Source organism: Streptomyces sp. BK208 (assembly GCF_004364245.1).
Classification (GTDB): domain Bacteria; phylum Actinomycetota; class Actinomycetes; order Streptomycetales; family Streptomycetaceae; genus Streptomyces.
Genome location: NZ_SOAV01000003.1, coordinates 345,337 through 369,429 on the forward strand (window position 1 = coordinate 345,337; position 24,093 = coordinate 369,429).

The following is a 24,093-nucleotide window of genomic DNA, read 5'->3' on the forward strand; positions in this document are numbered from 1 at the left end:
TCCAGGCCGGGCGGGGTCCGGCTCGGCCAATTGGTCTAGTCCCATTTTGGTCCAGACCATTGCGTCCCCCGATGCTCCGGCGATATCCCCGTACCCGGCAACACCGCAGCGCAGCACGGGATTCGACGTCCACCCACACACACCGGGACTGACATGAGACGCATGCGTTCCATCCGCGCGGCCCTGACCGCGGCCGCCACCATCGTGGCCGCGACGGGCCTCGCCCTGTCCGGCACCGGCACGGCCCAGGCGGCGACCCCGCTGCCGGACCGGGTCTTCGCCCCCTACTTCGAGGCCTGGACCGGCGAGAGCCCGGCCGCGCTGGCCGCCCAGTCGGGTGCCAAGCACCTGACCATGGCCTTCCTCCAGACGGCGACCCCGGGCTCCTGCACGGCGTACTGGAACGGCGACACGTCGATGCCGGTCGCCCAGTCGACCTTCGGCGCCGACTTCGACACCATCCAGGCGAACGGCGGCGACGTCATCCCGTCGTTCGGCGGCTACACGGCCGACACCACCGGCACCGAGATCGCCGACAGCTGCACCGACGTGCAGCAGATCGCCGCGGTCTACGAGAAGGTCATCACGACCTACGACGTCAGCCGGCTCGACATGGACATCGAGATCGACTCGCTGGACAACACCGCGGGCATCGACCGCCGCAACAAGGCGATCAAGCTGGTCCAGGACTGGGCCGCCGCCAACGGGCGCGACGTCGAGATCTCCTACACGCTGCCCACCACCACCCGGGGCCTCGCGAGCAACGGCGTCGCCCTGCTGGAGAACGCGGTCAAGAACGGCACGAAGGTCGACGTCGTCAACCTCATGACGTTCGACTACTACGACAACCAGCAGCACGACATGGCCAAGGACACCCAGACGGCGACGCAGGGCCTGCACGACGTGCTGGCCCGGCTGTACCCGCAGAAGTCCTCCGCCGAGCTGTGGCACATGATCGGCGTCATCGAGATGATCGGCGTCGACGACTTCGGACCGGCGGAGACCTTCACCCTGGCCAACGCCCGCACGGTCTACGACTGGGCCCTGAAGCAGGGCATCAACACGCTGTCCTTCTGGGCGCTGCAGCGGGACAACGGCGGCTGCGCGGGCGGGGCGGCGGCCGACAACTGCTCCGGCATCCAGCAGAACACCTGGGACTTCTCGCACGTCTTCGCGCCGTTCACCGGCGGCAGCACCGCCCCGGCGAACGACTTCACCCTCTCCGCGGCCCCGGCCGCCGGCACGGTGAAGGCGGGCGCCTCGGCCACCACCACGGTGAAGACCGCGGTGAAGTCGGGCGCTGCCGAGACGGTGCGGTTCACCGCGAGCGGGGTCCCGGCGGGGGTCACCGCGTCCTTCAGTCCCGCCTCGGTCACGGCGGGCGGGCAGTCGACGCTGACCCTCGCCACCACCGACAAGGCCGTGTCGGGGACCTACTCCGTCACCGTCACCGGCACCAGCCCGTCCGGCAGCCACAGCGCCACGTACGCGCTGACCGTCACCGGTGGCAACGGCAGCCAGTGCACGGCCGCCCCGTGGAACACCGGCGCGGTCTACACCGGCGGGCAGCAGGTCTCGCACGCGGGGCACACCTGGAAGGCCAAGTGGTGGACGACCGGCGAGGAGCCCGGGACCACCGGTCAGTGGGGCGTCTGGCAGGACCTCGGCGCCTGCTGACGGCGGCACGGAGGCATCGGTAGGGAGAAGGCGGTAGGGCGAAAGCGGTCCGCCCGCCGGCCCAGGGCTCAGCTGGGCGGGCGGGCGGACCGTCGTCGGCCGTGCGAGAGGCTACGCGCGGCCGGCCGACTTCTGCGTCTTGCGGGTGACCGCGTCGATGACCACGGTCGCCAGCAGCACGCCACCGGTGATCATGTACTGGACCGGCGAGGCGATGCCCTCCAGGGCGAGGCCGTACTGGATCGAGACGATGACCATCACACCGAGCAGCGCGTCCCAGGTGCGGCCGCGGCCGCCGAACAGGGACGTACCGCCGATCACGGCCGCGGCGATGACGTTCATCAGGAACTCGCCGGTGCCCGCGCCCTGGTTGGCGGAGGCGATCTTCGAGGCCACGAAGAGGCCGCCGATCGCGGCGAAGCCGCCGGCGATCGCGAAGACCGAGATCCGGACCAGCTCCACGTTGATACCGGCACGGCGGGACGCCTCGACGCTGCCACCGAGGGCGAAGATCTTGCGACCGTAGGCGGTGCGGCGCAGGACGAAGTCCGTGAGCAGCAGGAACGCCAGGAAGATCACCACGGCCAGCGGCAGGCCCTTGTACTGGTTGAAGACGATCGCCACGGCGAAGGCCAGGATCGCGAGCAGCACCGTGCGCACGATGATCTCGTTCAGCGGCCGGGAGGGCACCTGGGCGGCCTCGCGGCGGCGGTTGTCGAAGAACGCGGTGAGGAAGTACCCCGCGGTCACGACGATCGCCAGGCCGTACGCGGCGGCCACGTCGCTGAAGTAGTAGCTGGTCATCTTCACGACCACGCCCTCGGAATCGAGGTTGATCGTGCCGTTGTCGCCCAGGATCTGCAGCATGAAGCCCTGCCAGAACAGCAGTCCGGCCAGCGTCACGGCGAAGGCCGGCACGCCGATGCGGGCGAAGACGAAGCCGTGCAGGGCACCGGCCACGGTGCCGGTGAGAACGGCCAGCACCAGGGCGAGCCACTCGTTCATCCCGTGCGTGACGCTGAGCACCGCGAAGGTGGCGCCCGCGACACCGCTGACGGAGCCGACCGACAGGTCGATCTCGCCGAGCAGCAGGACGAAGACGATACCGACGGCGATCATGCCGGTGCCGACCATGGCGACCGACATGTCGGAGAAGTTGCCGGCGGTGAGGAAGTTGGAGTTCAGGCTGGTGAAGATGGCCCAGATGATCAGCAGTCCGACGACGACCGGGATGGAGCCGAGGTCACCGGCCTTCATCTTCCGCTTGAACTCGCCGATGTAGCCCGCGAGGCCCTGCTCGCGCACCAGCAGCCGCGGGTCGACCACGGTGGCCGCCCCGGCGGCGGCCGCGGGGTTCTCCACCGAGTCCGCGGCGGGGGTGGAGGTCTTGTCGATGCTCACTTCTTTATCTCCCCATTGGTGCGCGCCGCACGACGGGTCACGGCGTTCTCCGTGGCGCCCGTGATGGCGGAGATGATCTCTTCCTGCGAGGTCGACTTGACCTCGAAGATGCCGTTGTTGCGCCCGAGGCGCAGGACGGCGACCTTGTCGGCGACCGCCTTGACGTCGGCCATGTTGTGGCTGATGAGGATGACGGCGTGGCCGCGCTCGCGCAGCCGCTCCACGAGGTCGAGGACCTGTGCGGTCTGCTCGACGCCGAGAGCCGCGGTGGGCTCGTCGAGGATGACCAGCTTGGGCTCGCCGAGCATGGACCGGGCGATCGCCACCACCTGGCGCTGACCGCCGGAGAGCGAGGCGATCGGGATGCGGACGCTCGGGATGCGGATGGACAGCGTGTCGAGGAGCTCGCGGGAGCGGCGCTCCATCTCCACCTCGTCCAGGACACCGCGCCGGCGGATCTCCCGGCCCAGGAAGAGGTTGCCGACCACGTCGATGTTGTCGCACAGCGCGAGGTCCTGGTAGACGGTCGCGATGCCCAGGTTCTGGGCGTCGTGCGGCTTGTTGATCGTGACGGACCTGCCGTCCCACTCGATGGCGCCTTCATCGATGGGGTGCACGCCGGCGATCGTCTTGACCAGCGTGGACTTTCCGGCTCCGTTGTCGCCCACCAGGGCGACCACCTCACCGGCGTGGACCTCAAGCTCTACGTCGGTGAGCGCCTGGACGGCACCGAATCGCTTGGAGACCCCGCGCAACGCCAGCACGGGCGTAGCGGACACGTGAACCATCTCCTTCGCCGCCTGACCCGGCGGGAGGTTGTGCAGAAGTTTGTTGGGGGGTTGTTCCGTCCGGCGCCCCGCGTAGCTTGCGGGGCTGATGAGTGCGGGGCGCCGGAGGAGCCGGGGCGGCCGGCCCGGGGCGCTCACGCGGCCCGGGACGCGGATCCGCTTACTTGAGGCCGATCTTGTCGCAGGCGGCCTTGTACTTGGCGGTGCAGATCTCGTCGATCGTGTAGAAGCCGTCCTTGATGACGGTCTCCTTGATGTTGTCCTTGGTCAGCGAGACGACCGGGACGATGACCGCGGGAACGCCCTTGGCGGTGGCGCTGTCGACCTTGTCGTTGGCGATGGAGTCGAGCGACTCGCCCTTGGCCAGCGCGACGGCCATCTCGGCCGCGGTCTCGGCCTCCTTCGGGTAGGACTTGAAGACGCTCATGTACTGCTCACCGGTGACGATGCGCTGCACACCCGCGAGTTCGGCGTCCTGGCCCGTGACCGGGACGTTCGCGATGCCGGCGGCCTTCAGGGCGGTGATGATGCCGCCCGCCATGCCGTCGTTGGCGGAGTAGACGCCCTGGATCTTGCCCTTGCCGAGGGCGGAGATGGCGCCCTCCATGTTGGCGTTGGCGTTCTCCGGCTTCCACTCCTTGGTGTCGTACTCGCGGCCGACCTTCACCTTGCCGTCGAGGGCGGAGTGGGCGCCCTCCTTGAACTGGGCGGCGTTCGGGTCGGTGGAGGAGCCGTTCATCATGACGATCTGGGCGTCCTTGGCCTTGTCGCCCAGGGCCTGGAGGAGGGCCTCGCCCTGCGTCTTGCCGACGGTGACGTTGTCGAACGACGTGTAGGCGTCGATGGGGCCCTCGGCCAGGCGGTCGAAGGCGACGACCTTGATGCCGGCGTCCTTGGCCTTCTTCACCGAGCCCGCGATGGCCTTGTAGTCCACCGCGTCGATGATCAGCACGTCGACCTTGTTGGTCACCATCGTGTCGACCTGCTGGTTCTGCAGGCTGGCGTCCTGCTTGGCGTTGGCGTAGACGACCTCGCCCTTGTTGTTCGTGAGCTCCTTGACCTTCTTCTCGATCATGGGCTTGTCGAACTTCTCGTACCGCGCGGTCTGGTTCTCCGGAAGGAGCAGGCCGACCTTGATGTCGTCGCCCTTCTTGGCCGCGGAGTCCGACGAGTCGTTCTTGTCGCCGGACTCCTTGGCGCTGCCGCAGGCGGCGAGAGAGACGGCCATGGCACCGGCGGCGAGAGCTACGGCGGCGCGACGCATACGCGTGTTCACTTCACAAACCTCCCTGACGAGGCCGCGACGTTGCGGCCGAGGTGGCTGGAAGTCAACTCGGCCACACGTGCGACGTCAAGAAGTAAATCCTTAACGAGATGACAACGGTGCCATCCGTGCTCTAAGTGAAGGCAGGCGTGGCCGCCGGCAGGGCGCCGGTCGCAGATCCGTCCAACAGCGTCGAATCGCCCATCTCGCTGAGGGCGAGGGCGAGGGCCCCCAGCACCTCCGCACGGCCCCCAAGGGCCCCGGGAAGTACGGAGAGTTGACGCGCCGCGCTGGGGATGGCGTACCGCCCGACGGACTCCCTTATGGGCCCGAGCACCAGCTCGCCGGCCTCGGCGAGATCGCCGCCGAGGACGACTCGGCTCGGGTTGAGCAGGTTGCAGAGGTTGGCGACTCCGCTGCCGATGTGGCGGCCGACGTCGGCGATCACCCGACGGCAACCGGGGTCACCGTCACGTGCCAGGCGGACGACGCCCTCCATCGTCAGGTCGGTGCCGTGGCTGGGCTGGAGGAGCGGAAGCACATAGCGTGCTGCCGCGAAGGTCTCCAGGCAACCCCGGTTGCCGCACCGGCAGACGGGACCGGCCTCATCGAGGGTGATATGCCCGATTTCACCCGCTGTGCCGCCCGGGCCGCGATAGATCTTCCCGTTGATCACCAGACCGGCGCCGACGCCGCTGGCGACCTTGATGTACGCCAGGTCCCGCACCCCCCGGCCGCTGCCCCAGACGAGCTCGCCCAGGGCGCCCAGGTTGGCGTCGTTGTCCACGTGCACGGGCACGCCGAGCCGCCCCCGCAGCTCCTCGGCGGGCCGGGTGCCGCCCCAGCCGGGCAGGATGGCGGTCGAGCCCAGCGTCCCGGACTCCACGTCGATCGGTCCTGGCACGCCGAGACCCACCCCGGCGATCTTGGCGCGGTCCACGCCGGTGGCCGCGATCAACCTGCTGACCAGCTGCTCCGCCCGGTCGAAGCCCTGGGCCGCGGACGCGTCGACGTCCAGCGGCTCGGACTCCTCGGCGAGCACCTGGTGGGCGAGGTTGCCGACCGCGACGCGCAGGTGGGTGTGGCCGAAGTCCACGCCGATGACGATCCCGGCGTCGCCGCTCAGCGAGACGCTGCGGGCTCGCCGGCCGCCCGCGGAGGTGGGTGTGACCTCGACCGTTCCGCCGTCCTTCAGCTCCCGGACGATGTTCGAGACGGTGGCCGCGGACAGACCCGTCGTCCTCGCGATCTCCGCCTGCGTGAGCGAACCGGCGAGCCGCACCGCTCGCACGACCCGTTCCAGGTTGGCTCGGTGCAGCGACGACTGCGACCCGGGAGTCTCCATTGACTCTCACCCTCATCCCCTGGGTCCGCGTCACCCGGTGCGATGCGGACCTTGTACAAGTTATGAACCCCAAACTCCGCTGAGTCGCCCAGTGGCGTCAAGCCCTTGAAAGAAATCGGTTCCAGGCCGTGTCCACGACCGGCTGCCTGCGGTGCACCGCAGGGGTCCGTCCCCGGAGAGCTGTCTCTCCGGGGACGGACCCCTGCGTACGACGGGTGAAGCGGCAGTGGGCGTCAGCGGAAGGTGCCCTGCGACACCGAACCGGCGATGCGCCGCTGGAAGACGCAATACACGAGGAGTACGGGCACCACCGTGATAACGATCGCCGCGAACAGCGCACCGTAGTCGATGTCGTAGACCTGCGAGGACGCGTAGGCGGCCATGCCTTGCGTGAGGACCCACTTGTCCTGGTCGGTGTTGAGCGCCACCGGCAGCAGGAACTGGTTCCACAGGCCCAGGAAGTTGAAGATCGCCACGGCCGCCATGCCCGGACGGGCCATCGGCAGCATCACCTGGAAGAACGCCCGCCAGTCCCCGGCGCCGTCGATCAGCGCGGCCTCGTACACGTCGTGCGGCAGCGACCGGAAGAACGAATAGAGGAAGAACATCGTGAACGGCAGCGCGAACGCGACGTAGGTGAGGATCAGTCCGGGACGCGTGTTCAGCAGTCCGAAGTTCTGCAACTGGAAGAAGAGCGGAACGATCGCCAGGAAAACCGGGAAGGTCAGGCCGGCGAGCATCACGTAGTAGATCAGCCGGCGTCCGGGGAACTCGAACCGGGCGAGAACGTAGGCGCACATCGCGCCGAGCAGCATCACCAGGATCAATGCCGAGACCACGACGATCACGGAGTTCAGGAAGTACTTCCCGATGTTCGCGTCGGTCCACGCGTTCGCGTAGTTCTCGAAGCGCCAGTGATCCGGCAGTGAGAACGGCGACGAAAGGATCTCGCCGGTCGATTTGAACGACGACACCAGCACCCACAGCATGGGCACGATCACGATCACGGACCACAGGATCAGCAGGGCGTGCGAGATCGCCGCGAATCTGCGGTCGCTGCTCGCGGCGGCCCTCGTCAGCTTGCGGTCGCTCGCCGGTTTCCGGTCACTGGCCGGTTTCCGGTCGGCGGCGATGACGCTCACCGGGCACCTCCCTTGGCTGCGGCACGCCGAGCTCTGGACCCAGGCGTTTTCCTCTTGCTCTCGCCCTCGCCGCCGCCCGTGAGACGGTTCACGAGGAACACCAGCGCCGCGAACACCAGGGTGACGGCGGCGAGGACGACGCCCATCGCGGTGGCGTATCCGAACTGCTGCTTGGCGAAGGCGACGTTGAACAGACGCTGGCTGATCGTCAGGGTCGAGTTGTCCGGGCCGCCGTTCGGCACCATCGCCTGGACGTAGACGAACGCGTCGAGGGCGGCGATGCCCAGGTAGATGTACGCCGTCTGCACGCTGTCCCGGATCGCCGGCAGGGTGATCGAGATCGTGGTGCGGAACCGGCCGGCCCCGTCGATCTTCGCCGCCTCGTACAGTTCGCCGGGAACGCCCTTGATCGCGGCGATGAAGAGCACCGCGTAGAATCCGACGAGCCCCCAGATGATGACGAACATCACGGCCGGCATCGCGGTGGCCTTCTCGCCCAGCCAGGCGAACGTGTCGAACTGGTCGAGGCCGAGGCCGGTGAGGACGCCGTTGAGCAGGCCGGCGTTCGGGTCGTACATCTGCGCCCAGATCAGACCGACGATGATCGCAGGCACGACATAGGGGAAGAACGAGATGATCCGGTAGAACGACGCTCCCCGGATCCCTCGGACGGGGCCCTTGCTGGGCCCGCCCAGGGTGATGGCCACGGCGACCCCGAGGGCCAGCGTCAGCGTCACCAGCGGCACGAAGGCCGCGAGGAGTGCGACGTTGCGCAAGGCCTTCAGGAAGATGTCGTCGTGGAACATCTTCGTGAAGTTGTCGAAGCCGACGAAGTTGTAGTCCGGGCTGAAGCCGCGCCAGTCGGTCATCCCCCAGAAGATCGCCTGGCCGAACGGGATCAGAACGAAGATCACGAAGATGGCCAGCGGGACACCGAGGAACGCGAGGAAGAACGTCACCCGGTCGAACGTGAGCTTGCGGCGCCATGGCCGCCCGCCGCGAGCGGCCGGCTCGGGCCGGCGGCTCGCGGTTTCGGCAGTGGGGATCGTGTCTTTCATCGCGGTGCTAGCTGACCTTGACCTTGTCGACGGAGTCGTCTTCCCGGACCTTGTCGGAGATCTTCTGCAGCGCCGAGGTCAGCCCCTTGCCGTCGAGGTCACCGGCGAGGAACGAGTTCCACGGCACCAGCTGGTCGGTGTTCAGCCCGTAGGTCTCGACGAACATGTAGTTGAAGATGTTGGTGCCCGCGGCCTCCAGCATCTTCGTCTGCGAGACGAGCGCCGTCGATCCGTAGCCGTCGGCGGGCACGGTGCCCTTGACGATCGTCGGGGCCAGCTTCGTCTTGGAGAAGTTGGCGGCCGCCTTCTCCGACAGCATCGCCCGCAGCACTTCCTTGCCGCCGGCCCGGTTCTTGCCCTGCTTGGGCACGATGAACGGCTCACCGGCGGCCGCGCGGAGCGCCTCGTAGGGCAGCGCCGGCTTGTCGGTGAGCGTCATCGACGGGATTCCGGTCATCTGGAAGTCCGCCTTGGTGGCCTTCTTCATCTCGTTCTCGATCCAGCCACCGGACGGGTAGAGCAGCGCCTTCTGGTCGTTGCTCCAGATCGCCTGCGCCTTCTGGAACTGGGTGCCGGAGCCGCCGGGGACGAACATCTTCTGCTTGACCATGGTCTCCATGACCTTGATGACGCCCTGGACGGCCGGGTGCGACCAGCAGCCCTTCTCCAGGTTCTCCAGAGCGAGCCGGACCTCGTCACCGCCCTCCTTGATCGCCGAGTCGATCAGGAGCGTGCGGTAGTAGGTCGCCGCCTCCTTGCCGTGGACGAAGAGGTACTTGCCCTTCTTCTTCGCCTCCTGGCCGAGGTCGAGCGCCTCGTCCCAGGTCTTCGGCGGGGTCCAGCCGTTCTGCTCGAAGAGCGTCTTCGAGTACCAGACGCCGTACACCGTCATCACGTAGTTGAGCGCGACGAACTTGTCCTTGAACGTGCCGGGGTCCTTGACGCCGGGGTAGACGATGTCGGCGATCTTCTTGCCCTCGTAGGTGCTGGCCTCGAAGAGGTCGTCGAGCTCCTCCAGCTGGTCGAGGATGCCGAGGAAGCCGATCTGGTCCTCACCGGAGTTGTCGATGAGGTCCGGCGGGTTGCCGCCGACGAAGCGGGGCTGGAGCTGGGGGGCGATGTCGACGACCGGCTTGACCTGGACCTTGAGTCCCTTGACGTGGCTGCCGAGCACCTGGTTGGTGTAGTCGACGTAGTCGGTGCCGTAGCCGCCGTCGAAGATGGCCGCTTCGATCGTGGAGTTCGCGGCGACACCGAACGGGTTCTGGGCGCTCTTCTCGCCCTTCGGGCCGCCGTCGCTGTCGTTGTCCTCGCTGGAGGGAGAGCTGCACGCGACCGCGAACGAGCCCATCGCCGCGGTGGCGATGGCGCCGCGCAGGAGCGTCCGCCTGTCAAGAGAGCCGGCACGAATGGTCATCTTTGCATCCTCACTGATCGATTGGTTCTGTCCGGGTGTGCTGCATGTGCGGCCGCCGTGACCGGACCGGTCCTGCGCCGGCCACACGTGAGGCGTTGTCGCCGTCGTCTCGGAGCCGCGGTGCGGCGCCGATGATCAGCTGAGCGATGCCGGCACAACAGTCGCCGGGGCCGGAGCGACGGTCGCGCTCCGCCTGATCAGATCGTGATAACCCACGCCGGTGGTGGATCCCATGCTCAAGTCCTCGCCTTCTCCAGGACTCAGGCGGTGAACCGGATCCTCGCCGGCACCGCGATCGGGTCACGCTGGGTCGTGCTGGGTCGTGCTGGGCCTTGCAGGAAAAGCGGGTACCGCCTGTGCAGTCACGATGGTGTCACTGCTGTTCGGGCGCGTGGGCGGTTCCTCGTCGCGGTTCCCCCCGTATCCCCCGGTGGCCGACAGGTATAGTCCACTTTCCGTCGGCGGAGCAAGATCGAATGCAAGGTTCCCGGTACGTCTTTTCCGAGTTGAGACCTCCCGGAAATATGAGTGGCCTGTGTATCGCATGCCGTAAGAATCCCTGGCATAACCCCCGAACGCCACATCCAACACCCTTGACATCACTTACCACTTGACCCCTACTGGTCCTTGCGCGATCGAATTGACAACGTTGTCCCCAGCGCAGGGAGGGTGGCCAGGACATGCAGGACAGAGTTCGGCACAGATGGGGTCCGGCGGTCGTGATGACGACCGCCTTCGCCTTGGCGGTGGGCTCTCAGGGGGCGGCCGTCGCCCTGCCCGGCGCGCCCGCGAAGGCCGACCGGGAGTTCTCGTCGTCGTTCGAGGCCGGCGACCCGGCTCCGGACTGGCTCGACACCGTGGACACCGACGCACACGGCCGCAAGCGGGCCTCCGGCGTGGACGGCGGCTTCAGCACCGGCATACCCGGCAACGTCACGGAGCACGTCACCGAGGTGCGGGCCAGTGCCGAGAACACGGGCGGCGGGGAGGTGAAGGAGAACCTCTTCGACAACGAGCCGGGCACCAAGTGGCTGACCTTCGCCCCGACCGGCTGGGTCGAGTTCGACCTGGACGCCCCCCAGAAGATCGCCAAGTACGCGCTCACCTCGGCCAACGACCACGACGAACGCGACCCGGTGGACTGGACGCTGAAGGGCTCGGCGGACGGCGAGGACTGGCAGACGCTGGACACCCGCGGCGGGGAGTCCTTCGGCGAGCGGTTCCAGACCAAGACCTACGAACTGGCCGAGACCGCCGAATACCGGCACTTCCGGCTGGAGATCACCAAGAACAACGGGGCCGGCGACGCGCTCCAGCTCGCCGACGTCCAGCTGGCCACCGGCGACACCGAGGTCCCCACCCCCGAGGACATGCTCTCCTCCGTCGACGACGGCCCGGCGGGCTCACCCACCGCCAAGGCGGACGCGGGATTCACCGGCACCCACGCGCTGCGCTACGCGGGCCGCCACACCGCCGACGGCCGGGCCTACTCGTACAACAAGGTCTTCGACGTCGACGTCAAGGTCGACCGGCGCACCGAGCTGTCGTACAAGATCTTCCCGTCGATGGCGGACGGCGACCTCGACTACGACGCCACCAACGTCTCCGTCGACCTCGCCTTCACCGACGGCACCTACCTGAGCGGCCTGAACGCCACCGACCAGCACGGGTTCCCGCTGACGCCGCGCGGCCAGGGCGACGCCAAGATCCTCTACGTCAACCAGTGGAACAGCGTCGAGTCCGGCATCGGCTCGGTCGCGGCCGGCAAGACCGTCGACCGGATCCTGGTGGCGTACGACTCCGCCAAGGGCCCCGCGAAGTTCCGCGGCTGGCTGGACGACGTGGAGATCAGGCAGGCCGCGCCGGAGCGCCCCGAGGCCCATCTGTCCGACTACGCGCTCACCACCCGCGGCACCAACTCCAGCGGCAGCTTCTCGCGCGGCAACAACTTCCCCGCGACCGCCGTACCGCACGGCTTCAACTTCTGGACGCCGGTGACCAACGCCGGCTCGCTCAGCTGGCTCTACGAGTACGCGAGCGGCAACAACGACGACAACCTGCCCACCGTGCAGGCGTTCAGCGCGAGCCACGAGCCGAGCCCGTGGATGGGCGACCGGCAGACCTTCCAGGTGATGCCCTCGGCCGCGGCCGGCACCCCGGACACCGGCCGCGAGGCCCGCGAGCTGGCCTTCCGCCACGAGAACGAGACCGCGAAGCCGTACTACTACGGCGTGCGGTTCGAGAACGGCGTCAAGGCCGAGATGACGCCGACCGACCACGCGGCGATGATGCGCTTCACCTACCCGGGTGACGACGCGAGCGTGCTCTTCGACAACGTCGAGGACCAGGCCGGCCTGACCCTGGACAAGGAGAACGGCACCTTCACCGGCTACTCGGACGTCAAGTCCGGTGGCTCCACCGGCGCCACCCGGCTCTTCGTCTACGGCGAGTTCGACAGCAAGGTCACCGGCGGCGACTCCAGCGGCGTCAAGGGCCACCTGCGCTTCGACGCCGGCCGGGACCACGCCGTGACGCTGCGCATCGCGACCTCGCTGATCAGCGTCGACCAGGCGAAGGACAACCTGCGCCAGGAGATCCCGAAGCGCGCCTCGTTCGACAAGGTCAAGCGCGACGCCCAGAAGCAGTGGGACGAGATCCTCGGCAGGGTCGAGGTGGAGGGCGCCACGCGGGACCAGCTGACCACGCTGTACTCCAGCCTCTACCGCCTCTACCTGTACCCCAACTCGGGCCACGAGAAGGTCGGCGGAAAGTACCGGTACGCCTCCCCGTTCTCCAAGGCGGTCAAGGCGGACACGCCCACGGAGACGGGCTCGAAGATCGTGGACGGCAAGGTCTACGTCAACAACGGCTTCTGGGACACGTACCGGACCACCTGGCCCGCGTACTCCTTCCTCACCCCCTCCCAGGCCGGTGAGCTGGTCGACGGCTTCGTGCAGCACTACAAGGACGGCGGCTGGACCTCGCGCTGGTCCTCCCCCGGCTACGCGGACCTGATGACCGGCACCTCCTCCGACGTGGCCTTCGCCGACGCCTCCGTCAAGGGCGTCGACTTCGACACGAAGGCGGCGTACGACGCGGCCGTCAAGAACGCCACCGTCGTACCCCCGTCCTCGGGCGTGGGCCGCAAGGGCATGGAGACCTCGCCGTTCCTCGGCTACACCGGCACCGAGACGCACGAGGGCCTGTCGTGGGCGCTGGAGGGCTACCTCAACGACTACGGCATCGCCAAGATGGGCGAGAAGCTCTACAAGGACACCGGCGAGAAGCGGTACAAGGAGGAGTCCGCGTACTTCCTCAACCGCGCCCAGGACTACGTCAACCTCTTCGACGCGAAGGCCGGCTTCTTCCAGGGCAAGGACGCCAAGGGCAACTGGCGCGTGGACTCCGAGAAGTACGACCCGCGCGTGTGGGGCTACGACTACACGGAGACCAACGGCTGGGGCTACGCCTTCACCGCTCCGCAGGACAGCCGCGGCCTCGCCAACCTGTACGGCGGCCGCGGCGGCCTGGGCGACAAGCTCGACGAGTACCTCTCCACCCCGGAGACGGCCTCCCCCGAGCTGAAGGGCTCCTACGGCGGCGTCATCCACGAGATGGTCGAGGCGCGGGACGTCCGCATGGGCATGTACGGGCACTCCAACCAGGTCGCCCACCACGCCCTGTACATGTACGACGCGGCCGGGCAGCCGTACAAGACGCAGAAGAACGTCCGCGAGGTGCTCCAGCGCCTGTACACCGGCAGTGACATCGGGCAGGGCTACCACGGTGACGAGGACAACGGCGAGCAGTCGGCCTGGTTCCTCTTCTCCTCGCTCGGCTTCTACCCGCTGGTGATGGGCAGCGGCGAGTACGCCGTCGGGTCCCCGCTGTTCACCAAGGCCACGGTCCACCTGGAGAACGGCCGCGAGCTGGTCGTCAAGGCGCCGAAGAACAGCACGCGGAACGTCTACGTGCAGGGCCTGAAGGTCAACGGCAAGCGCTGGAACTCCACGTCGCTGCCCCACTCGCTGCTCGCCAAGGGCGGCGTCCTGGAGTTCGACATGGGCGCGAAGCCGTCCTCGTGGGCCACCGGCGAGAACGCGGCGCCGCCGTCCATCACCCGGGACGACGAGGTGCCGACGCCGCGCGCCGACGCGATCGAGGGCGAGGGCGCGCTGTTCGACAACACCTCGGCGACGGACGCGAAGGTGACGTCGGTGGACCTGCCCGTGTCGGGGGAGGGCGCCGAGGCGGTCCAGTACACGCTGACCTCTTCGGCGGACCGCACCGCGGCACCGGCCGGCTGGAAGCTGGAGGGCTCGGCCGACGGCACGACCTGGCGGACGCTGGACGAGCGCTCGGGCCAGTCCTTCGCCTGGGACCGGCAGACGCGGGCGTTCTCGGTGAAGTCGCCGGGCACGTACGCGAAGTACCGGCTGGTCCTGGACGGCGAGCACACGCTGGCGGAGGTGGAACTGCTGGCGTAGGCGGTCGGCAGCGCTGACGGACGGGCGGCGGGTCCGGGCTTCGGCCCGGGCCCGCCGTCCGCGCGTTCCGCCCCGTTCCCCGCGCCCGCCGGATGGACCAGAATGGCCGTGCGCCGGCGGCAGCGCCGGAGGCACACCACTCGTGGTCGAAGGGGCGGTCGCTCGACGCATGCGGGACTCGGACGGCAAGGACATCGACCCGGCGTGGCTCCCGGACGCCGCCTTCCGCGCGATCGGCACCCGGCGCACCCTCGTGCGCGGAACCGGCCCGCTCGCGGAGACGGTGCGCGGTGAAGTGGCCGCGGCCTGCGAGCGGTTCGGGGGCGCCCTGGTACGCGAGGACGCCCCGGCCGATCTCGTGCTCGAGCTGGCGGGCGGGGGCGCGGGCGGGGACGGAGCCGGCGGAGGCGCCGAGAACGCCGGGTACGGCTCGGACTTCGGCGACGAGGGGTTCTGGTTCGTCCGCGCGGACGGCCGGGCCACCGTCACGGCCTCCGGTGGACGCGGGCTGCTGTACGGCCTGTTCCACGTCGTGCGGCTCGGCGAGTCGGCGTTCCTGGGCGGCCCGGTCCGCGAGGGGCACCGCCCGGCCCTCGCGCTGCGGATGCTGGACCACTGGGACAACGTGGCCGTGCACCCGGTGATGGGCCAGGTCGAGCGGGGCTACGCGGGCGGTTCGCTGTTCTGGTCCGACGGCCGCGCCCGCGACGGTCTTGACCGGGTGCGGGCCTACGGCAGACTGCTCGCGGCCTGCGGGATCAACGCGGTGTGCGTCAACAACGTCAACGTCCACGCGACCGAGGCGCACCTGCTCACCGACCGGATCGGCGAGGTCGCGGCCATCGCCGACGCGCTGCGGCCCTACGGCGTGCGCACGCACCTGTCGGTCACCTTCGCGGCCCCCGTCGTCCTCGGCGCGCTGCCCACCGCCGACCCGCTGGACGAGCGGGTGCGTCACTGGTGGGCGGGGGCGACCGCGCGGGTGTACGAGGCGGTCCCGGACTTCGGCGGGTACGTGGTGAAGGCCGACTCGGAGGGCCAGCCGGGCCCGTTCGCGTACGGCCGCACACACGCCGACGGCGCAAACCTGCTGGCCGCCGCGCTCGCCCCGTACGGCGGCACCGTGCACTGGCGGGCGTTCGTCTACGACCACCGCCAGGACTGGCGGGACCGGACGACGGACCGCGCCCGGGCCGCCTACGACCACTTCGTGCCGCTGGACGGCGCCTTCGCCGCGAACGCGGTGCTCCAGGTCAAGCACGGCCCGATGGACTTCCAGGTGCGCGAGCCCCTGTCACCGCTGATCGGGGCGATGCCGGGCACCAGGCTCGCGGTGGAGGTGCAGGCCACGCAGGAGTACACCGGGCAGCAGCGGCACGTGTGCTGGCTGGGCCCGATGTGGAGCGAGGTGCTGCGCGCGCGTCCGGACGGCGAGGTGAGCGTCGGGGAGCTGGCGGACGCCCTGGTGGCGGTGTCCAACGCGGGCGACGACCCGTTCTGGACCGGACACCCGCTCGCCCAGGCCAACCTGTACGCCTTCGGGCGACTCGCCTGGGACCCGGCGGCCGACCCGCGGGCGGTCCTCGGCGAGTGGATCGCGCTGACCCACCCGGGCGCCGGCCGGCGGCTGACCGAGGGCCTGCACACCGTGCTCGACGGCTCCTGGGCGACGTACGAGAAGTACACGGCGCCGCTCGGCGTGGGGTTCATGGTGCAGCCCGGGCACCACTACGGGCCGAGCGTGGACGGCTACGAGTACAGCCCCTGGGGCACCTACCACTTCGCCGACCGGGACGGTGTCGGCGTGGACCGCAGCGCGGGGACCGGCACCGGCTACGCGGCCCAGTACGCCAAGCGCTGGGCAGAGCTGTACGAGACGCCGGGCACCTGCCCCGACGAACTGCTCCTGTTCTTCCACCACGTGCCCTACGGCCATGTGCTGCACAGCGGCAGAACGGTGATCCAGCACATCTACGACACGCACTTCGAGGGCGTCGAGGAGGCCGAGGAGGCCCGCCGGGTGTGGGCGGGCCTCGCGGACCTGATGGCGCCCGCCCGGCACGCGCGGGTGGCGGAGCTGTACGAGGAGCAGGTGCGCTCGGCGCGCGAGTGGCGCGACCAGGTCAACAGCTACTTCCTGCGCAAGTCCGGGGTGCCGGACGAGCGGGGGCGGACCATCCACTGAGGACGGGCCGCGACGCGTTGCCGACGTGCCGGGCGAGCAGCGCGGGATCGCCGGCGTGGCGCTCGGCGGACCGGGGCGGGAGGGCGGCGGTGCCGGCCCGGGTGACCAGGCGGTGGTCGTCGTCCCGCACGTCCTCCGGTCACTGCTCGGGGCTGTAGCCGCCGTCGTAGGGGACCTTCGGGGTGCGGGGCGCACTCACGCGGTGAACTCCTCCCGGGCTTCGGTGATCACCGGCCGGCTGCTGTGCAGCAGGGACAGCAGCAGGGGTGCGGCCAGCAGGGCGGGCAGGGCCTCGGTCAGCAGGGCGGTCAGGGCGGCGGCCAGGAGCAGCAGGGACGCGGCGCCGAGGGTGGCGCGGCCGTGCCGGAGCAGGAAGTACGCGGCGAGGCGGGCGGTGTCGCGGGCGCGGAAGGTGAACAGGGAGGTCAGGACGAGGGCGTGCGCGCCCCACAGGAGGGAGCCCGCGCCCACCAGCGCGAGCAGCGCCGCCCACCAGCGGGGCAGGCCGGTGGCCGTGAAGTGGGTGAGCGTGAAGGCGATCACGGTGAGCCAGGCCAGCAGGGGCGTCCACAGCCGCAGTGCGGGCAGGGCGTTCAGCCGCCAACCGCGCGCGTAGGCGCGGGCGGGGTGGAGTTCGGTGAGGTCGGCGCTGCGGTGGTGCAGGGCGTACGCGGCGGCCGACAGGGCGGGGCCGAGCGGCAGCAGGCAGAGGGCGGCCAGGGGGAGGTTGGCGGGGTCGGGGGCGAGCAGGAAGAGGACGGCGAGGCCGGGTGCGCCGGTCAGGAGCAGCAGGGCCTCGACGGTGAGCAGGGTGTGGATCAGGGCGACGGCGCGGGAGAGGACGCCGCTGCCGAAGTCGGCGCTGCGGGCGGTGCTCACGCCGGGTCCCGGCCGGGCTCGGGGTCGCGGCCGACGTCCTGGGCGCGGCCGACGTCCGGGTCCCCGCCGAGCAGGCGGCGCTCGTCCCACCAGGGCGGGGTCTCGTCCTCGACGGGGCTCACCTCGACGAAGGCGACCTCGTGCCGGGCGAGGGTGAGGGGCAGGTCCACCCGGCCGTCCTCGACCGGCAGGCTCCAGTGGCCGCGGGCGGGTTCGGAGGCCTCGTGGAGGACGTCGAGCTGGTGGGGGCGGGGCGAGCGGGGACTGCCCATGCGGCGCCACGCGGTGTACGCGTTGCCGTGCTCCTCGTCGACGGTGAGGCGCCGGACGAACGCCTCGCCCCGGCCGCCGGCGGGGCCGACCGGCAGGGACAGCCGCAGGGCGTGCCCGTCGGGGCCGGGGGTGGCGCCCGACGGGTCGACGGGCGCCCAGGCCAGGACGGTGACCCGGCCGTCCGGGTGCCGGGTGACGAGGTGGTCGTCGCCGCGGGTCAGCAGCTCGGGGCCGGTCCGGGCCAGGAAGGCGTAGAGGTGGAACGTCGGTTTCCTGACCTGGCGGTGGGTGAGCAGCCCGAAGCCCCCGTGGAAGAGGGCGGTGGGGACGCCGGCCTCCTCGAAGACGTCGCTGAACGTCCAGTACGAGAAGGAGTCGACGAGGTCGCCGCCGGCGGCCAGGACGGGGGCGAGGTAGGCGGCGTGGAAGGCGGTGTCGTGGACGTGGTTGTCGGGCCGGTAGGAGGAGTTGAACTCGGTGATGTGCACGGGCACGTCCGCGAGCCGGGTGCCCTTGAGGGTGCGGCGGGGCTCGGCGAACTGGTCGAGCAGCCTGCCGGCCGGAGCCAGTGTCTGGTGCACGCCGAAGGGAACGTGCTGGGAGGGCCCGGAGCTGTAGGCGTGGCGGGAGACGAAGTCGACGGGGACGTCCCGGCGGCCGGTGAAGTCGGCGAACCGTTCCAGCCAGTCGGGCCCGGCGCCGGGTGACAGCGCCGGGCCGCCCACCTGGAGCTCCGCGTCCACTTCCTTCACGGCGTGCGCGGTGGCCTCGTAGAGGCGGTGGTAGGCGTCCTGGTCCGCGTGCCGCCAGAAGTCGGGCAGGTCGGGTTCGTTCCAGACCTCGATCGGCCAGGTGCGCACCTCGTCGAGGCCGTAGCGGTCGATGAGGTGGGCGAGGGTCGCCTGGACGAGCGCGGCCCACTCGGCGTGGTCGCGGGGCGGGGTGACGTTGCCGCGCCACCAGAACACCGTCTGCTCGCCGCTCGCCAGGCCGCTCGGCATGAAGCCCAGTTCGAGGAAGGGCCGGATGCCCGCCGCCAGGCAGGCGTCGACGACCTGGTCGACGTGGGTGAAGGAGTGGTGCACGTACCGGGCGCCCCGGTGGGTGTAGGGGCGGTGGACGGCCATGCCGTCGCTGAACAGCCCGTGGCCGCGGACGTACCGGAAGCCGATCTCGCGCTGGAGCAGGGCGAGGGAGTCCTGGTAGTCGCGGCGCAGGGCGAGGTCGAGGCGGCCGGTGCCGACGCAGTACCGCCACGCGTCGGGGAGGACGCCGACCGCTTCGGCCGGGACGTGGACCCGGCTCACCCCTGCTCCTTCCTGAACCGCTCGTAGGCCTTGTTGTGCACGTCGACCAGCCGGTCCATGTTCTTGGCCTTCAGCTCGGTCAGGTAGGCGTCCCACTCGGTCATGGGGCGCTTGCCGAGGATGAACCGGAGGGTGTTCTGCCGGACGTGGTCCTTGAGGGGGGTGTCCCAGAGGGTGGCCTGTTCCTGCTCCACCGACTGGAGGGGGTGGGCCGGGTCGACGGGGAGTTCCTTGCGCTGCGCCATAACCTGCTGGAACTTCTTCTCGTCGGGGCTGAAGGAGGAGGAGACCAGCTCCCAGCTGCCGCCGTAGGAGAAGACGCCGTTGTAGAAGCCGTAGTCCTTCTGGAGGTCCTTGGGGGCGTCCGGGTCGGAGCCCATGAGGCTGATGCCGTCGGCGACCCGGTAGGTGCCGCCGGACTCGGTGTAGGTGACGCCCTCGACGCCCCACTTGGTGAACTTCTGGCCCTCGTCGGAGTACCAGAGCCAGTCCACGAACTGCAGGAGGGCGACGAAGTCGTCGCGGTCCAGGGCGTCGCCGGAGATCATCATGCCGTTCTCCAGACGGGAGCCGCCGAGCACCACGGGGCCCGCTGGTCCGAGCGGCACCGGGATCATCTCCATCTTCGCGCCCTTGACCTGCCGCTGGAGGTTGTAGCGGTAGTTCTGGACCAGCTCCTGAGGGTTGGCGCTGATGGCGAAGGACTTCTCGGAGAGCAGCTTCTTGACCGCCTCGTCGTCGCTCTGGGTGAAGCCCTCGGGGTCCACCAGCTTCTCGTCGACGAGTCCCCGCAGGTACTCGATCATCTGCCGGTAGCCGTCCGTGGCGCCGGTGAAGACGAACGTCCCGGCCTTCGCGTCCCAGCTGGTGTTCAGGTACGACCAGCCCGCCCGGACGCCGTGCGCCTGGCCGATGTAGCCGAGCAGCGCGCCGCCCGGCTCGGGCTGGTTCCAGCGGTCGGAGAAGGGGTGGCTGCCGGGGTACTCCGACTTGAGTGCCCGGAAGACGTCGGCCGTCTCCTCCAGGGTGGACGGCAGGCTCAGGCCCAGTCTGTCGAGGACGTCGGTGCGCAGGGCGAGGGAGTAGCTGGACTTGGCCTTCTCGTGCAGGCCGGGCAGCAGGTAGTACTTGCCGTCGGACTGGCGCAGGGAGTCGACCTCGGGTTCCAGCTTCCACCTGCCGACCTTGTCGCGGAAGTTGGGCATCAGCTTCACGTACTCGCTCACGGCCAGGACGGAGCCCGACGACACGAACGGGGTCTCCTGCCCGGGATAGGTCTTGGGCAGGAGCAGGGGCGCGTCGCCCGCGCCGATGAGCAGGCTGCGCTTCTTCTCGTAGTCGCTGAGGGGGACGTCGGTGCGCTCGAAGGTGACGCCGGTGCGCTTGCCCAGCTCCTTCCAGAGCAGCCAGCCGTCCTTCGGCGGGTAGTTGGGGTTGCTGAGGTGCAGCAGCGGGAAGGTGAGCGGCTCGGTCGCCTTGAACGGCTGTCCGGCGCGGTACTCCTTCATGGCACCGTGTCGCTTCTTCGACAGGTCCTTGGAGTCCCCGCCGTCGTCGCCGCTGCCGCAGCCGGTGAGCGCGGCGAGGCCGGCGAAGCCCGCGGCGGCCAGCATCTGACGTCGCGAGAGCTGTCTGACGTTCTTCACGGTTACTCCCTCGGTGTGGCTGGGGTTCAGCCCTTGACCGCGCCGAGCATCACGCCCGACACGAAGTAGCGCTGGACGAACGGGTACACGCAGAGGATGGGCAGGGCGGTGAGCACGATGGTGACGGCCTGGATGTTGGCCGCGACCTGGGTGAGCTGCTCGGTTCCCGCGCCCGCGGCGGTGCCCCCGGTGGCGCCCGCGATGAGGTTGCGCAGATAGACCGTGACCGGCATCAGCTCGATGCGGTCCATGTAGAGGAAGGCGCCGAACCAGGAGTTCCAGTAGGACACCGAGTAGAACAGCACCATGGTCGCGACGACGGCCTTGGACAGCGGCAGCACGATCCGGAACAGGATGCCGTAGGTGCTCAGGCCGTCGATCTGGGCGGCCTCCTCCAGTTCGTCCGGCAGGCTCTCGAAGAACGCCTTCATCACCAGCAGGTTGAAGACGCTGATCGCGTTCGGGAGGGCCAGCGCCCACACCGTGTTCTTCAGGTCGAGGCTGGTGACGAGCACGTAGGTGGGGATGAGCCCGCCGGAGAAGAACATGGTGAACACGGCGACGCCGACGAGGACTCCGCGCCCCTTGAGCTGCTTCTTGGACAGGACGTAGGCGTAGCAGGTCGTCAGGACCATGGCGACGGCGGTGGAGACGGCCGTGTAGAAGACGGTGTTGCCGTAGTTGCGCCAGAAGGTGCCGTCCTGAAAGACGATCCTGTACGTGGTGAGGTCGAAGCCCTTGGGCCACAGCGTCACCTCGCCGGCCCGGATCTCGCGTTCCCCGCTGAAGGAGCGGGCGACGATGTTGAGGAAGGGGTACAGCGTCACCACCACGACAGCGGTGAGGATCAGCCCGTTGACGCCCTGGAAGACGCGGTAGCCGCGGGTGGGCCGGTCGACGCTCACCACAGGCTCGTGCCCACCGTGCGGCGCGAGAGCAGGTTGGCCGAGGTGATCAGCACCAGGCCGATGACCGCCTCGAACAGGCCGATGGCCGCGGCGTAGCTGAAGCTGTTGGACTCGACACCGGTGCGGTAGAGGTAGGTGGAGATCACGTCACCCGTCTCATAGGTCAGCGGGTTGTAGAGGAGCAGGATCTTCTCGAAGCCGACCGCCAGGAACGTGCCGATGTTGAGGATCAGCAGCGTGATCATGGTGGGCCGGATGCCGGGCAGGGTGACGTGCCAGATCTGCCGCCAGCGGTTCGCGCCGTCGATGCGTGCCGCCTCGTAGAGGTCGTCGTCGATCGTGGTGAGCGCGGTCAGGTAGAGGATGGTGCCCCAGCCCGCGGTCTGCCAGATCTCCGAGCCCACGTAGACGGTGCGGAACCACTCGGGTTCCTGGATGAACCGGATCGGGTCCTGGCCGAACCAGCCGAGCGCGTGGTTGACGGGGCCGTCGGTGGCGAGCATCTGCAGGGTGATGCCGGCGACGATCACGACCGACAGGAAGTGCGGCAGGTACGACACCGACTGCACGAACCGCTTCAGTGCCCGGGTGCGGACCTCGTTGAGGAGCAGCGCGAGGACGATGGGGAGGGGAAAGCAGAAGACGAGCGTGAGGCCGCCGATCCAGAGGGTGTTGCGGAACACCTGCCAGAAGGTCGGGTCGCTGAGGAACATCTCCACGTAGCGCAGCCCGACCCACTGCTCCCCCAGGATCGACCCGCCGGGTTCGAAGCGCCGGAAGGCGATCACGTTGCCGATCATCGGCAGATAGCGGAAGACCAGGAAGAACAGCAGCGGCAGGACGGCCAGTGAGTACAGCTGCCAGTCGCGGCGCAGCGCACGCCGCCAGCCGGGCGGCGCGGTGGAGGTGCTCATGGATCAGGCCTCCCCGTAAATGCGGATTTTCGAAAGTTTCGAATGCCCACCGGTAACTTCGCGGCAACTTAGAGGCACCGGGAAAGCGCTGTCAATGGCCGGTGCAGAGCTGGTTCTTGAGGTGTAAACAGCCGTGTGAAGCTTCGGTCGATCCGTGATCGACGCCTGGGCCGGGCGGCCGGAAGCTGTTACGGTCGGTCGCACCTTTCTGCACGGACATCGCAACGATCGGTCCTCACGGAACGTCCGTGCTTCATCGTTCCGGCCTCCCCCGACCCGCTGCGAGGTGCCGCCGTGCCCGCGTTCGACCTGCCGCCGACGGAGTTGACCCGCCACCGTCCTCTCCCCGACGAGCCGGACGACTTCGACGCCTTCTGGCGCGACACCCTCGCGGGGCCCCCGCCGGGCGGTCCCCTGCTGTCGGCGCACCCGGTGGAGACCGGACTGCGCCTGACCCGGACCTGGGACGTGACCTTCCGGGGCTTCGCGGGTGACCCGGTGCGCGCCTGGTTCAGCAGACCGGCCGGCCTGGACGGGCCGTTGCCCGCGGTCGTCGAGTACGCCGGGTACGGGCGCGGCCGCGGCCTCCCCCACGAGCGGCTGACCTGGGTGGCCGCCGGGTACGCCCATCTGCTGATGGACAACCGGGGACAGGGCGACCAGTACGGCTGCGGGGGCGACACCCCCGACCCGCACGCCGGTGCTCCGGGCGGCCCGGGCCCCGCGGTGCGGGGCCTGCTCGACCCGCACGACCACCACTACCGCCGGCTGATCACCGACGCGGTGCGCGCGGTCGAGGCGGCGCGGGCCCTGCCCGGGGTGGACGCGGGGCGCGTCGCGGCGGTCGGCAACAGCCAGGGCGGCGGGCTCGCGCTGGCCGTCGCGGGTCTGGTGCCGGACCTGGCGGCCGTGCTCGTCTCCGCACCGCTGCTGTGCGGGATCCGACGCGCCCTGGACCTGACGGACGCCGGGCCCTACGGCGAGATCGCGGCGTATCTGTCGGTGCACCGGGGCGCCGAGAGCGCCGCGTACCGCACCCTTTCCTACCTGGAGGGCGTCTCCTTCGCCCGCAGGGCGTGCGCACCGGCCCACTTCGGCGTCGGCCTGCGCGACACGGTCTGCCCGCCGAGCGGGGCGTACGCCGCCTTCAACCGGTACGGGGAGCGGTCGGACGCGGAGCCCCGCAAGGAGATCCACGCGTACCCCTTCAACGGGCACGAGCACGGGGACGCGGTGCACGTGAGGCGCCAACTGGCGTGGCTGGCGGAGGTCGCGGGGGCCGCCTGAGGCAACTTCGTTGCCCTTTGGGCGCGTTTACGGTGCCTTCCCGTATCAATTTCATCTAATCCGATTGACAGGTAAAGACCATGTGTAAGGATCACGGAGTTATCGGGATCATGCT

At 69.4% G+C, this 24,093-nt stretch carries 16 protein-coding genes; 4 read left to right on the forward strand and 12 right to left on the reverse strand.

Annotated features, from left to right (window positions below; translation table 11 throughout):
• The first annotated feature begins 153 nt into the window (after positions 1–153).
• The gene (locus tag EV562_RS09950) at positions 154–1,677 is read left to right on the forward strand and encodes a chitinase (RefSeq protein WP_133886348.1); all 1,524 of its coding nucleotides are present in this window, start codon (positions 154–156) and stop codon (positions 1,675–1,677) included.
• Between the two features lie 111 nt (positions 1,678–1,788).
• Here EV562_RS09950 and EV562_RS09955 read toward each other — a convergent pair whose 3' ends face one another.
• The 7 genes from EV562_RS09955 to ngcE all read right to left on the reverse strand — a co-directional run bounded on the left by EV562_RS09955 (position 1,789) and on the right by ngcE (position 10,026).
• Positions 1,789–3,078, reverse strand: coding sequence for a sugar ABC transporter permease (locus EV562_RS09955; RefSeq protein WP_133886349.1), 1,290 nt, complete (start codon positions 3,076–3,078; stop codon positions 1,789–1,791).
• Entirely contained in the window at positions 3,075–3,866 is a 792-nt protein-coding gene (locus EV562_RS09960; protein WP_031046702.1) for an ATP-binding cassette domain-containing protein, read from the reverse strand. Before EV562_RS09960 ends, EV562_RS09955 begins: the two co-directional genes overlap by 4 nt.
• Before the next feature lie 160 nt (positions 3,867–4,026).
• Positions 4,027–5,130, reverse strand: a complete 1,104-nt coding sequence (locus EV562_RS09965) for a sugar ABC transporter substrate-binding protein (RefSeq protein ID WP_166661718.1) — start codon at positions 5,128–5,130, stop codon at positions 4,027–4,029.
• A 133-nt stretch (positions 5,131–5,263) separates the two neighbouring features.
• Positions 5,264–6,475 carry an ROK family transcriptional regulator gene (locus EV562_RS09970; RefSeq protein WP_133886351.1) on the reverse strand — a complete coding sequence of 404 codons (1,212 nt, stop codon included), beginning with the start codon at positions 6,473–6,475 and terminating at the stop codon, positions 5,264–5,266.
• Between the two features lie 233 nt (positions 6,476–6,708).
• On the reverse strand, positions 6,709–7,617 hold the full coding sequence (locus EV562_RS09975) for a carbohydrate ABC transporter permease (RefSeq protein WP_133886352.1): 909 nt from the start codon (positions 7,615–7,617) through the stop codon (positions 6,709–6,711).
• Positions 7,614–8,675 (reverse strand): sugar ABC transporter permease, encoded by a 1,062-nt coding sequence (locus EV562_RS09980; protein ID WP_133886353.1) that lies wholly within the window; start codon positions 8,673–8,675, stop codon positions 7,614–7,616. The genes EV562_RS09975 and EV562_RS09980 overlap by 4 nt, the downstream gene beginning before the upstream one ends.
• A 7-nt stretch (positions 8,676–8,682) precedes the next feature.
• On the reverse strand, positions 8,683–10,026 hold the full coding sequence (gene ngcE / locus EV562_RS09985; RefSeq protein WP_166661719.1) for an N-acetylglucosamine/diacetylchitobiose ABC transporter substrate-binding protein: 1,344 nt from the start codon (positions 10,024–10,026) through the stop codon (positions 8,683–8,685).
• A 746-nt stretch (positions 10,027–10,772) separates the two neighbouring features.
• Here ngcE and EV562_RS09990 point away from each other — a divergent pair.
• Positions 10,773–14,579 carry a GH92 family glycosyl hydrolase gene (locus EV562_RS09990; protein WP_133886355.1) on the forward strand — a complete coding sequence of 1,269 codons (3,807 nt, stop codon included), beginning with the start codon at positions 10,773–10,775 and terminating at the stop codon, positions 14,577–14,579.
• Positions 14,580–14,748: 169 nt separating this feature from the next.
• Complete coding sequence (locus EV562_RS09995) at positions 14,749–16,764, forward strand: alpha-glucuronidase (protein WP_133886356.1); 2,016 nt, start codon at positions 14,749–14,751, stop codon at positions 16,762–16,764.
• Positions 16,765–16,959: 195 nt separating this feature from the next.
• Here EV562_RS09995 and EV562_RS10000 read toward each other — a convergent pair whose 3' ends face one another.
• The 5 genes from EV562_RS10000 to EV562_RS10020 are packed head-to-tail and all read right to left on the reverse strand — an operon-like array spanning position 16,960 to position 22,691.
• A complete protein-coding gene (locus EV562_RS10000) occupies positions 16,960–17,643 on the reverse strand; it encodes a hypothetical protein (protein ID WP_133886357.1) in 684 nt (227 codons plus the stop codon).
• Positions 17,640–19,223 (reverse strand): xylan 1,4-beta-xylosidase, encoded by a 1,584-nt coding sequence (locus EV562_RS10005; RefSeq protein WP_133886358.1) that lies wholly within the window; start codon positions 19,221–19,223, stop codon positions 17,640–17,642. The genes EV562_RS10000 and EV562_RS10005 overlap by 4 nt, the downstream gene beginning before the upstream one ends.
• Positions 19,220–20,869: an extracellular solute-binding protein gene (locus tag EV562_RS10010; RefSeq protein ID WP_133886359.1), complete on the reverse strand. Its 1,650-nt coding sequence runs from the start codon at positions 20,867–20,869 to the stop codon at positions 19,220–19,222. Before EV562_RS10010 ends, EV562_RS10005 begins: the two co-directional genes overlap by 4 nt.
• A 26-nt stretch (positions 20,870–20,895) precedes the next feature.
• A complete protein-coding gene (locus tag EV562_RS10015) occupies positions 20,896–21,777 on the reverse strand; it encodes a carbohydrate ABC transporter permease (RefSeq protein ID WP_133886360.1) in 882 nt (293 codons plus the stop codon).
• A complete protein-coding gene (locus tag EV562_RS10020) occupies positions 21,771–22,691 on the reverse strand; it encodes an ABC transporter permease subunit (protein WP_133886361.1) in 921 nt (306 codons plus the stop codon). The genes EV562_RS10015 and EV562_RS10020 overlap by 7 nt, the downstream gene beginning before the upstream one ends.
• A gap of 294 nt (positions 22,692–22,985) precedes the next feature.
• On the opposite strand from EV562_RS10020, the gene EV562_RS10025 reads away from it, so the two are divergent.
• Positions 22,986–23,978 carry an acetylxylan esterase gene (locus EV562_RS10025; protein WP_133886362.1) on the forward strand — a complete coding sequence of 331 codons (993 nt, stop codon included), beginning with the start codon at positions 22,986–22,988 and terminating at the stop codon, positions 23,976–23,978.
• The last annotated feature ends 115 nt before the right edge of the window (positions 23,979–24,093 follow it).